The sequence below is a fragment of the Lishizhenia sp. genome (assembly GCF_057456495.1).
On record NZ_JBVCPV010000084.1, the window covers coordinates 1 to 11778 of the forward strand.

Genomic DNA, 11778 nt, shown 5'->3' on the forward strand with positions numbered 1-11778 from the left:
GATTATAATCAAGGAAGTAACATAGATGCTGCCGCTACCCTTATTGATTGGGAAACACAGGGATACTTTGGGGAGTACGCCAATGGTTACCCTTTAAACTCTAGCTTTTTTACCTACATCCGTAAAGGATATTGGAAGGATAAAGGAAAAAAATACCTCCTGCTAAGAAAAAACACAAATGGCGTGTTGAGCTATGGATGGGTAAAACTGGAAATGAGCAACTATCGATCTGTAGGTATCTATGAAACGGCTTTTTGAAGCTGTAATTATTCTGACTATGATACTTATCCTCCCGAGAAGTTTGGAGCTATTGGATAAAAGAAAAATTTAAATCAGTGCTATCCTAGCTCCTTCGCTCCCAATTAAATATCCAAAATGACACTTTAGTACTTGACCATTAATTTGTTCCTCGGTGAATCCATTTTTTATTATTTTTATTTCACTAAAAATAAACTCGCCATATGGACCTCCAAAGAATCAAAATCTTCGTTTGTTGCATTTCCTACCTCCTCGTAGCGTTGAACCTCCTGTTTATGGTAGATTATCAAGACCTCTCCTGGGAAGCTAATAAATCCAGTTTCATCGGTATATGTACAGGTTTATTAGTCGGAACAAATATGTTAATTTCATTACGTACCGATACTAAAAACACTCAAGTGAAAAGTGAAGAAAGAATTTAAGAAGGGTAATAATAATATCTTCCTTTCATTAAATTTGTAGGATGCGCAGTTCATATTCACCAGAGGAAATTGAAACATTTGTTCAGGACTTTAAAAAGTATCGTCACGTTAAAGAAACCATAGGTCTAGCTCAACAACCGGACTTCTTAAAAGCTGTAGTAAACATTGCCCAAAGAACAGATTATCCTTATCCAGAATACAGCACTTGGTACCTCAGTAAAGTTGCCGAGGCCAAAAAATACCCCATACACCTTATTCAAAAAGAACTCTTGGACTTGTATTTAGAACATGAAAATCCAGGACTGCAGCGAAGCGTACTTAAAGCACTCACCTTTTGCCCAATTATCGCCTACAAACAAGGAGAATTTTTAGACAAACTCTTTCAAGATTTAGCAGCACCAGAAGTTAAAGTAGCCGTTAAAGTGCATGCCTTGGAAAACCTACAAAAATTCATACCTAATTACCCCGAACTTTTGGGCGAAATACAACATACCGTAGAAATGCAACGCGATAACTTCACGCCCGCCTTAAATGCAAGGTATAAAGCTTTTTGTAAGAAAAATAAATTAACATAACCCATATGAAAAATCTATTCTTCATCTATCTCCTTTTTCCGTTCACCCTTTGCTTGGGTCAACAAGTAAAATACAGTCATTACAACACCTATATCGGTACCTATAAAAATGGAAAACTGAAAATAATTGATATGATCGCTGCTCCCCGTACAAGTTTTTATGACAGTACAGGCAGGTATGTTTCCAATACCCTCTATAATGACTCCTTATTTGGTGAAGTGCAACAGAGCTTTGAGTATACCTATGACGCTTTAAATAGAAAAGAAAGAGAATATTACACATGGGGCAATGGAGCTCCAAATTCTTTCATTCACTATTATTACGATAGTTTAGATCAAAATATACGTCAAGAATTTTATGACTTACCAGACACCACACTTACTTCTGTAAAGTTTTTCAATTACGATAAGCATGGAAATTTACTCACAAAAACCCAGTCCTTTAACAATAACCCTCCCATTTTATTAAAAGAAAACACCTATACCTACGCAGGAGATAGTTTAGAATCTTGTATATCTACAACCTACAGTTTAAACGGTGTTCTAACGGAAAAGGAGGAGATAATTTATCAAAATAATAAACCTGTACAAGAAACAGATCTCCTTAAAAAAGAAACTACGTTATTGAGCTATTATCCATCTGGAAGGTTAAAAAGTAGAGAAAGAGATAATTACAAGGATGAATACTTTTATGAGGTAGATGCATACGGCAATGTTACCTTACGCGCAGAAATTTTTAATGGAATTGAAGGAGAAATAAGAGTGTTTTCCTATGAATATTATGAAAGTGAATAAGGCTACCATTTCTGGCTATTCACTGTAGTCCCGAGCATTTCATTTAAGTGCACATTCCCCTAAAAACAACACTTCTATGGTCGTGCTTTTTTAGGAGTGTTTACTAAAATTCAAAGCTAGGGCGCTGCCGTTGCTATCCAGGGCAGATTTCTTCTTATTTTCACGCTATGGAAGTAAAAATCGTGAACCTCTCGCCAAAGTCATTTGTAGGATATAAGCAAGAAATGAGTTTAAGTGAAAACACTACACCAAAACTTTTCCAACAACTCATGCAATTAAGAAGTAAAGTTGAACAAAATGCTTCTTTCATCTACGATATCAAAATTTATCCGTCTTCCTATTTTCAAAACTTTTCCCCTACAACTAATTTTATCAAATGGGTTGCATTGGAAAATACACCTCAACTTGGCTCTTGTAAATTGGATGGCATAACACTTTCTGGTGGACTTTATGCAAAATTCAATAACCCATACGGCTTTGGAAATCCTAAAGTCTATCAAGACATTTTTCAAAAATGGCTTCCTTCCTCTGATTACCAGCTCGATCAAAGACCTCATTTTGACGTTTTTGTACCACAGAAAGATCCCTCTCAAATTGCAGAAGATATTTTTATCCCAATCAAACCCAAGTAAAATTACCGCTTAAACACATAATACACCATTCATGTATTAAGATAAAAGATTTATAGTACCTTGCATTGCAAAGTACCTTTTAAAAAATATATCTTTGTTATGTATTAGTACTATAAGAATTAAATTATGAAATTAGAAAATACAAAAGCTCAAATGCGTAAAGGGATATTGGAGTATTGTATTCTCTCTATATTAAACGTCAAAGAAGCCTATCCTTCAGAGATAATAGATCAACTGAAGGCCGCCAAAATGATCGTTGTAGAAGGAACACTTTACCCCCTACTTACGCGACTACTCAAAGCTGACTTACTCACCTACAGATGGGAAGAATCAACGAGTGGTCCACCTCGTAAATATTATTCACTCACCACAGCAGGTGAAAATTTCTTAGCTGAATTAAATGCTACCTGGAACGAACTAAGCACAGCTGTAAACATTATTACTCAGAAATCATGAACAAGACGATATCTATCAATTTAAGCGGACTCATTTTCTACGTAGAAGAAGAAGGATATGAAAAGCTAAGGGCGTATTTAGATAATATTCGTGCGCAATTTAAAAACAGCGATGAAGCAGAAATGGTCATCGAAGATGTTGAATTACGTATTGCAGAAATCTTTACAGAAAGAGCCAATGGTGGTCCTGTAACTAGCCAAGACGTAGACCACGTTATCACAGTAATGGGAGAAGCAACAGCCTACGCCCCAGATGAGGAAGAAGACGAAACTTCCGGTCAACAATCATCTACAAAAACCAACACCGTTTACGTTAAAAGCGGATTGTACAGAGATCCAGAAAACGGTTACATCGGTGGTGTTTGTGAAGGGTTGGGTCATTACTTCAATTTAGATGCTCATTTGGTACGTGCACTACTAGTTATTTTCGTGCTATTGGGTGGTTCTGGTATCCTTATCTACATCATTCTTTGGGCTGTTTTGCCGGCGGCTAAGAGTACCAATGACAGACTCAAAATGAAAGGTGTCGCCGTTACCGTAGAGAACATATCCAAGGAAGTAAACAAAGCTGGAGAAACGATTACAAGAAAATCCAAAGAGTTTTCACATAAGGTAAGAAACGAAACTTCCGATGGTTTTAAAAGCTTGGCTAAAGCATTGGTAAAAATCATAGGTGTATTTTTTATTATTGCAGCGCTCTTCTCATTAATTGCCTTTACCACATTAACTATTGGCGGGTTAGGTATAGTAGGAAGTAACGAAGAAGGTGAAATATTGTCGTTGTTTGAACTCTCTAAACTTTTTTTTGAGAACGGCTTTATGAATACTCTTGCTTGGACCTGTGTTTACATTGCTAAATTCAGTCTTATCATCCTCTTAGCATTAGTTGGAGTTAAACTGATCTGGAATACAAAAGCCAAAAGTATCAAATACTTAAGCGTATCTCTATTCGTACTTTTTATCATCACCTTCATTTCAAGCTTTGCCATTGGTATTAACACGGCTTTACAATTCGAAGCTTCTGCGGAGGACAAAGTAGAAGTAGGTGCAATAATTACAGACACTTTAGAGGTACATTATTTTAGTGACAGACCTGTAAACTCTAGTGCTATTTACAGAACAGAACGCGATGAAGTGTTGCGTTTAGAAGACGAAAATATCCTCTTGCGCTTTGAAGATATGGATTACCGTACCAGCGAAGACAGTATGACGCGTATTTACCACAGCTTGAAAGCCAACGGGGCTACATCAGTTCAAGCTTACGAAAATTTAGAGCACATCAAGCACAATGTTTACATGGAGGGTAACAAACTTTATGTGGACTTGGATTACAAATTCCCTGCAGAAGATAAGATTAGAAATCAAGAAGCAGAAATAGATATTTACAAACCTAAAAACGTCGTTGTAGAAACCTACATCAACGGGGAACATCATTCAACCAGAAGCTATAATGGCGAAGATGATGACTACAATTACAGACGTCATTACGAAAGAGGTATTCATGTGCACAGCGATGATCACAACGGTAAACATGAAGTAAATATCACTTTTTAATGAATAAAATGTTTTAGCAGCAAACAACAGCGGTAGATTTAGCATCATTTTTCAGTAGTGTATTCCTAAGTTAAACTTGAAAATCAGCAACTTCTAACGCACCTCAATGAACAATTGAGTTTTCTAACCAAAAACAGACAAAAGCCTGTAATTCAGACACTACGAATTGCGGGCTTTTTTTATTATCTTTGCAAGGCTTAAAAATACATCTATGACAAAAAACACTGAGACTCTCGAGACCGCAAATACAGATTTACAAGCATACAAAAACGAAATCATTAACGATTACAGATTGGCTTGCATATCAAGAGAAACTTCTTTATTGGGAAGACGAGAAGTTCTTACCGGTAAAGCGAAGTTCGGTATTTTTGGAGATGGGAAAGAATTGGCACAAATCGCTCTAGCAAAGCAATTCCAAAACGGAGACTTTAGAAGCGGTTACTACAGAGATCAAACTCTGATGATGGCCATAGATCAATTAAATGTACAACAATATTTTGCTGCCCTTTACGCACACACAGATGTAGCACACGAACCTGCATCAGGAGGTCGTCAAATGGGTGGACACTTTGCTACGCGAAACATAGACGAAAACGGTGAATGGAAAAACTTGATGGAACAGAAGAACTCTTCTGCTGACATCTCTCCTACTGCCGGACAAATGCCTCGTCTATTAGGTTTAGCACAAGCGTCTAAAGTGTATAGAAATCATCCTTCATTAAAGGAATTAGAAGACTTTAAGAAATTCACCAACGGTGGAAACGAAGTTGCTTTTGGTACGATTGGAGATGCCTCAACATCAGAAGGTCCTTTCTGGGAAACAATGAATGCTGCAGGAGTTTTACAAGTACCTATGGTAATGAATGTATGGGATGATGGATACGGTATTTCTGTATCTAGAGATCACCAAACAACGAAAAGCTCTATTTCTGAAGCCTTGGCTGGATTCCAAAGAACAGAAGACAAAAAAGGATTCGAAATCTTCGTTACAAAAGGATGGGATTACGCAGACCTTTGTATTACTTATGAGAAAGCTGTAAAATTAGCACGTGAAGAGCAGATTCCTGTTTTGGTTCACGTTAAAGAAGTAAACCAACCGCAAGGTCACTCTACTTCTGGATCTCACGAGCGTTACAAGTCTGAAGAAAGATTACAGTGGGAGAAAGATTTCGACTGTATAGAGAAATTTAAACAATGGATTACTTCTACTAGCCTTGGTGAAGATGCTGCTATTGCAACTGTTGAGGAATTAGAAGCCATAGAAAAAGAAGCAAAAAAAGAAGTTAGAAATGCGAAAAATGCTGCGTGGAAAGCCTTCACTACAGATTTATTAGCAGACCTTTCTACTGCCGTTCAATTGATGAAGAACGTTGCTGATGCTTCTCCAAACAAAGCATTCATCAACAAGGAGATTGAAGCTTTGGAAAATGCATTCGAACCTATTCGTAAGGATGTATTAAACGTGGTAAGAAGCGTTATTCGTAAAGTAAGAGGTGAAGAAAACACAGCGAAAACTGCTTTAGTAAACTGGTTAAATACTCAGTTGAACAACAATGCACAACGTTACAGCTCTGCACTTTACTCTTCTTCTAAATACAGCATAGCTAACATCACTCCAGTTGCACCGACTTACGAAGGTGAAGAAATGGTAGATGGTAGAATTGTATTGAGAGATAACTTTGAGAAAATCTTTGAAAAATATCCAGAAGCATTAACTTTTGGTGAGGATACAGGTAAAATTGGTGGTGTAAACCAGTCTATGGAAGGTATGCAAGAGAAATTCGGTGAATTAAGAGTTTCTGATACTGGAATTAGGGAGGCTACCATCCTTGGACAAGGAATTGGAATGGCCATGAGAGGTTTACGTCCTATCGCTGAAATTCAATACTTGGATTACTTGTTGTACGCTATCCAGATTATGTCTGATGACTTAGCAACGGTACAATACAGAACGGCTGGTGGACAAAAAGCACCATTAATCATACGTACACGTGGTCACCGTTTAGAAGGAATCTGGCACTCAGGTTCTCCTATGGGAATGATCATCAATGCCATTAGAGGTATGCACGTTTGTGTTCCAAGAAACATGGTACAAGCCGCAGGTATGTACAACTTGCTAATGGAAGCAGATGAGCCAGCATTAGTAATTGAGCCATTAAATGGATACAGAACCAAGGAGCAAAAACCAAGTAACTTAGGTGAGTACAAAATTCCGTTGGGTATTCCTGAAATCGTAAAAGAAGGAACTGATTTAACCATTGTTTCTTACGGTTCTACCTTTAACTTATGTGCGCAAGCTGAAAAGTTAATGGCAGAAACAGGAATGAATGTAGAATTAATAGACGTTCAAACTTTGTTACCGTTTGACGTGAACCACATGATTGTTGAATCGTTGAAGAAAACAAACCGTTTGATGATCGTAGACGAAGATGTTAGCTCTGGAGCAACAGCATTTATCTTAGATCAAATTTTGGTAAAACAAGGAGGTTACTACCACTTGGATTCGCAACCGGTTACTTTGAGTGCTAAGGATCACCGTCCGGCTTACTCTACAGATGGAGATTACTTCTCTAAACCAAACGTAGACGATATCTTTGAAACAGCTTACGGCATGATGCACGAAGCAAATCCAACAGATTTCCCTGCTTTGTTCTAAACAAGAGAAACACATAAATAATTTAAAACGCATCCTACGGGGTGCGTTTTTTTTTGGTTTTGGGGTGTTGGGGCTATACGCGGGTCAACCGGTACGGGGGATTTTTGTATTTTCACTGGAATATGAAATGGATTTGGGGTGCCATAGTATTTTTGGGAATATTTTTTTCTTTTGCTTCTCAACGGGAGCATCGTGAATTCACTGAGCAAGTAGATTGCAATAACGACAGCTGTTACGGCTATTACCAAGGACCAGAATTCATTAAAGGAGATGATATAGCGCATCAATTTTCAAATACTATGTCGGCCAAAGTAGGTGATCAACTCAAAAAGCTTTACAGGGAACAAAATTATGTGCAGGTAAATCTAAAATCTATAAATATGTCGACTGAAGGTATGGGTAGTGGTCATGTAACCTACAAACTCACCATTCCCTTCCAAAAAGTAAGTGATTCTTGTGCAGCAAAAACCAGTTTCGACCACTGCGGAGGATGGAACCATACCCCTGCCCTCACAGCACGTAAAAAACAATTACAGAAAGCACTTTTACCCGGTGATCAATTAGATATTAGTCCCTTAACTACAACACCAGAAGGACTCCAAGAATATTGGATACAATGGCGTAATCAAAACACACAAGCAACATGCGCGGTCCAGAAGAACTAATTGTACGCTACCATTTTATTTTTGGAATCTTACAGTTCATTGTCTTTGTAATATATACAAACTTTTATGCGAGAACTCACCAAAACATAAAGCTTCAACGTCGTAAACTAAAGCGACAAAGTAAAAATCATCAAAAGATTAAACAATTCATTGCAGCGCAAGAGAGAAAACTAAAAAATAGGAAAAAGCAAATCTGGTTCTACTATTTCGGTATATCAGGAATTCATATTTACATCCTCGCATCATCATTTAAAAAAGATCTCTGGTCCCCATTTACACCTTTGATTATACTCGTCATTATTGTCTTATTAACCATGATAACGAACTGGTTAAAGGGCGCAAGTGTTGGCGTACAAAAAGGTAAAGAACCACCGTCAGTGAATCAATATCAGTAATTTAATTTGGCTGTTCGGGCGCGTCATCCGCTCTACTCCTCCCCTTTTCATACATTCAACTAAAAAAATTAAGGGGGCTTCTATAGTCGCCCCCAAATATTAAGTTTCATGGTACTAAAAGTCTACGGGGTGTCGCTGCTACCGCTAACAGAGCTAACATCTTCTCCCTACCTACACTTCCTTACCTCCGGCGTATTCGAGCTATTTAATGATTTTGCTATTTCCTTTCACAATTAGGTGTACTGCAAAACCTAATTCTCCAATTACAGCGCATCCTAATAAAATTCCGTTAACAATACTCCACACTTGATTTTCTGACAGAAAGAAATGGTACAAACAATCCGTAAAATATCCTATTCCTCCTAAAAACACAAAGCCTTGCATCCACTTAGCAATTTTGGACTTACAGATTAAGAAAGACAAGGCAACCATGTGCACCGCAAAAAACAATTGCCAAGCAAACACACCCATACCATGAATTTCTAAAAACAAATAACTCCAATTTTCAAGATCCTCCTGCTCCATACTTAAACCTGCATGCAGCATTATATAAGGCACCACATAAAAGATTAAGTTCACGCTCATTATAATGGCCATCGCTATTCTACTCAAACCAGCCACCTTAACCGCTGTTTTATTGTATTCCGAAAACAAACGCATGAGCATCACCGTCAATAATGTTTCAATTAAGATAATGAGTAAATCGCCCAAAAAACCTAATTGAAATAAAGTCTGATGCGCTATTAGATGCTGAAAGGTAGCTGCGGCATCTCCTTTTACCATCAATGTTTCACCTACGTACATTATACTAAATCCACCTATTAATGCAATTAAGAAATAAAGGCTCCCCGCTGTTCTTGCAAATTTCATTGTCTCCATCTTATTCTATTTTTTTCACAAAGTTCTGGTAACAAGATTCAGTTTGCATTGACTTAAGTTAAGAGATTCATTTGTATCAATATCCCCCTATAGTTTTAGTGGCTTTTTTCGTTCTAACTTTAATGAAATAGCTTTTGCGAAAGGAATTTCAAAGACTTCCTTCCATTCCCTTCTTTTTTAAATCAGCTTTCTTTACATTTAACAAAAAGACCACGTGAAAAAACTCATAGCCAATACGGTAAAACTTCAGGCATACTTCAACTTTACTTTTGTACTTAGTATCATCGCCTGTATTACACTATTGTTTGACTATGGTTTTCAAAAATCACTTGACATAGAAATAAACTTAGTGGTATTCTACCAAGTCACGCTAAGTTTTGGAGTTATAGCGTTTGTTTTGCGACTCTTGAGAATGGCGCACAAACCTAAAATACCCGTCTTCCTCTTTGATATTATTTCTACGCTCTATACTTTAATCATCATAGTAAACCAATTGGTTCATCTTATAGGTGTGCTAGATTACAACTTTCTACATCATGACACGTGGTTATCTATAGCCGTTTTACTCATGTTTATCAGAGAGTTTTCGGAAATACGTATTCAATATAAACGCACGCTATTAAACCCTGCTCAGCTTTTCATTCTAAGTTTTCTTTTTATCATCTTAATTGGAGCTTTATTACTCAAACTCCCCTTAGCCACTTCACAGGGTATTAGTTTTTTAGATGCAATTTTCACCTCTACTAGTGCCGTTTGCGTAACCGGTTTAATCGTTGTAGATACGGCCACAGCTTTTACTCAATTCGGCCAAACAATAATTATGATATTGATACAGGTTGGCGGTCTAGGAATCTTAACATTTGCCAGTTATTTCAGCTTTTTCTTTAAGGGGAAAAGTTCCTATGAAAATCAACTCACACTCAGTGAAATCACCAATGCTAAACGCCTCTCTGAAGTTTTCACAACTTTCAAGCGTATAATTATCATCACCTTTGGTATAGAATTAATTGGTGCAATTCTTATCTATTTTAATTTAAATGCAAAAGACTTTATACACGTTGGAGATCAATTATTTTTTGCTGTTTTTCATAGTATTTCAGCCTTTTGTAATGCAGGATTTTCCATATTAAGTGATGGAATAGCTGATCCTCAATTTAAATTCAACTATGGTTTTCAAATCATTCTTATTGGACTATTTATATTAGGAGGTCTAGGTTTCCCTATTTTCTCTAACATCTTCAACTACACACGTAGGTTTGTTATTCGAAATCTTTTCTTTTGGCGCAAAAATCAATTAGATAATAAACCTTGGGTACTCAACCTTAACAGTAGAATAATTCTGATTACGACCTTCTTTTTAATCTTTTTCGGAACACTGCTGTTTTTAGAACTAGAATTTGATAATACTTTGGCAGAACATGAAAGTTTGTACGGTAAATTTGTAACAGCTCTCTTCGGGGCAACAACCCCTAGAACTGCTGGTTTTAACACCTTTGATTTTGGAGATATACGTTTCCCTACCTTCATGCTAATTATGTTTTTAATGTGGGTGGGAGCCTCTCCTGGATCAACGGGAGGTGGAATAAAAACTACAACACTTGCTGTGGCAACCTTAAATCTCTTATCTATCGCTAAAGGAAAAAGCAAAATAGAGATTTATAGACGTGAGATTTCAATGCGCACGGTTCAAAGAGCCTTTGCCGTAATATCCCTTTCCCTCATTATGATAGGCTTTGGAATTACAATGGTAAGTATATTCAACCCAGATTTATCACTCAAAGAAATAGCTTTTGAATGTTTTTCAGCCTTTAGTACCGTTGGATTAACTGTTGGAATCACCACGAAACTATCTTCTTTAAGTAAAGTAGTTATTATCCTTTTGATGTTCGTTGGACGTGTAAGTATGCTGAGCATACTCATTGCAATTTTTAAACGCACCAAACACAAGAACTATCGCTACCCCATGGAAGAAATAAGCATTAATTAGTATGAAATATATAGTATTTGGACTCGGAAGCTTTGGCTCAAGTTTAGCAGAAAAATTAACCAGTAGAGGTCATGAAGTCATTGGCGTTGACAAACGCATGGATAAAGTGGATGCCTTAAAAGAAAAGATCACCCACACCATTTGTATGGATGCTACCGATGAGCTTACAGTCTCTGGATTGCCCTTAGATGATACGGATGTTGTTATTGTAACTATCGGTGAAAATGAAGGTGCCAACATAATGGTTACTGCCCTATTGAAAAATCTCAAGGTAAAACGCTTAATCAGTAGAGCTATTAATAATCTTCACGAGAAAGTTTTAAAAGCTATTGGTGTACATGAAATTGTTCATCCCGAAGAAGAAACTGCAGAACGATGGTCTAAAAAACTCTGTCTATCAAATGTTATAGACTCCTTTCAGTTGAACGACAATTATAGCATTGTTGAAATGGAAGCACCCGAACAATTTGTAGGTAAAACTCTACGTGAACTCAATATGCGCAGAA

General features: G+C 37.1%; 12 protein-coding genes. 11 read left to right on the forward strand and 1 reads right to left on the reverse strand.

Annotation, left to right across the window (positions count from 1 at the left end):
- The 9 genes from AC22ZQ_RS07625 to AC22ZQ_RS07665 all read left to right on the forward strand — a co-directional run.
- Window positions 1–258 (forward strand): hypothetical protein (locus AC22ZQ_RS07625; protein ID WP_318958186.1); only part of this gene is annotated, 258 nt, incomplete at its 5' end.
- 463 nt (window positions 259–721) lie between these two features.
- Window positions 722–1255 (forward strand): hypothetical protein, encoded by a 534-nt coding sequence (locus AC22ZQ_RS07630; RefSeq protein ID WP_318958187.1) that lies wholly within the window; start codon window positions 722–724, stop codon window positions 1253–1255.
- Between the two features lie 5 nt (window positions 1256–1260).
- On the forward strand, window positions 1261–2049 hold the full coding sequence (locus AC22ZQ_RS07635) for a hypothetical protein (RefSeq protein WP_318958188.1): 789 nt from the start codon (window positions 1261–1263) through the stop codon (window positions 2047–2049).
- Window positions 2050–2216: 167 nt separating this feature from the next.
- Window positions 2217–2681, forward strand: a complete 465-nt coding sequence (locus AC22ZQ_RS07640) for a GyrI-like domain-containing protein (protein WP_318958189.1) — start codon at window positions 2217–2219, stop codon at window positions 2679–2681.
- Window positions 2682–2807: 126 nt separating this feature from the next.
- Window positions 2808–3137, forward strand: coding sequence for a PadR family transcriptional regulator (locus tag AC22ZQ_RS07645; protein ID WP_318958190.1), 330 nt, complete (start codon window positions 2808–2810; stop codon window positions 3135–3137).
- A complete protein-coding gene (locus tag AC22ZQ_RS07650; RefSeq protein ID WP_318958191.1) occupies window positions 3134–4690 on the forward strand; it encodes a PspC domain-containing protein in 1557 nt (518 codons plus the stop codon). The genes AC22ZQ_RS07645 and AC22ZQ_RS07650 overlap by 4 nt, the downstream gene beginning before the upstream one ends.
- A gap of 211 nt (window positions 4691–4901) precedes the next feature.
- The gene (locus AC22ZQ_RS07655) at window positions 4902–7346 is read left to right on the forward strand and encodes an alpha-ketoacid dehydrogenase subunit alpha/beta (protein ID WP_318958192.1); all 2445 of its coding nucleotides are present in this window, start codon (window positions 4902–4904) and stop codon (window positions 7344–7346) included.
- A gap of 122 nt (window positions 7347–7468) precedes the next feature.
- On the forward strand, window positions 7469–8011 hold the full coding sequence (locus AC22ZQ_RS07660) for a hypothetical protein (protein WP_318958193.1): 543 nt from the start codon (window positions 7469–7471) through the stop codon (window positions 8009–8011).
- Window positions 7990–8406, forward strand: coding sequence for a hypothetical protein (locus AC22ZQ_RS07665; RefSeq protein ID WP_318958194.1), 417 nt, complete (start codon window positions 7990–7992; stop codon window positions 8404–8406). Before AC22ZQ_RS07660 ends, AC22ZQ_RS07665 begins: the two co-directional genes overlap by 22 nt.
- Window positions 8407–8607: 201 nt before the next feature.
- Here the strand turns inward: AC22ZQ_RS07665 and AC22ZQ_RS07670 are convergent, their stop codons facing one another.
- Window positions 8608–9285 carry a DUF4386 domain-containing protein gene (locus AC22ZQ_RS07670; protein ID WP_318958195.1) on the reverse strand — a complete coding sequence of 226 codons (678 nt, stop codon included), beginning with the start codon at window positions 9283–9285 and terminating at the stop codon, window positions 8608–8610.
- Window positions 9286–9499: 214 nt separating this feature from the next.
- Here AC22ZQ_RS07670 and AC22ZQ_RS07675 point away from each other — a divergent pair, with 214 nt between their 5' ends.
- The gene (locus tag AC22ZQ_RS07675; RefSeq protein ID WP_318958196.1) at window positions 9500–11272 is read left to right on the forward strand and encodes a TrkH family potassium uptake protein; all 1773 of its coding nucleotides are present in this window, start codon (window positions 9500–9502) and stop codon (window positions 11270–11272) included.
- Window position 11273: 1 nt separating this feature from the next.
- Window positions 11274–11778: potassium channel family protein (locus AC22ZQ_RS07680; RefSeq protein ID WP_318958197.1), on the forward strand; the 505-nt coding region annotated here is incomplete at its 3' end.

Bases quoted from the DNA above. Each gene is read 5' to 3' on its own strand.
- AC22ZQ_RS07645 (WP_318958190.1), top strand. From the start codon at position 2,808: ATGAAATTAGAAAATACAAAAGCTCAAATGCGTAAAGGGATATTGGAG.
- AC22ZQ_RS07670 (WP_318958195.1), bottom strand. From the start codon at position 9,285: ATGGAGACAATGAAATTTGCAAGAACAGCGGGGAGCCTTTATTTCTTA.
- AC22ZQ_RS07665 (WP_318958194.1), top strand. From the start codon at position 7,990: ATGCGCGGTCCAGAAGAACTAATTGTACGCTACCATTTTATTTTTGGA.
- AC22ZQ_RS07630 (WP_318958187.1), top strand. From the start codon at position 722: ATGCGCAGTTCATATTCACCAGAGGAAATTGAAACATTTGTTCAGGAC.
- AC22ZQ_RS07655 (WP_318958192.1), top strand. From the start codon at position 4,902: ATGACAAAAAACACTGAGACTCTCGAGACCGCAAATACAGATTTACAA.
- AC22ZQ_RS07635 (WP_318958188.1), top strand. From the start codon at position 1,261: ATGAAAAATCTATTCTTCATCTATCTCCTTTTTCCGTTCACCCTTTGC.
- AC22ZQ_RS07650 (WP_318958191.1), top strand. From the start codon at position 3,134: ATGAACAAGACGATATCTATCAATTTAAGCGGACTCATTTTCTACGTA.
- AC22ZQ_RS07640 (WP_318958189.1), top strand. From the start codon at position 2,217: ATGGAAGTAAAAATCGTGAACCTCTCGCCAAAGTCATTTGTAGGATAT.
- AC22ZQ_RS07660 (WP_318958193.1), top strand. From the start codon at position 7,469: ATGAAATGGATTTGGGGTGCCATAGTATTTTTGGGAATATTTTTTTCT.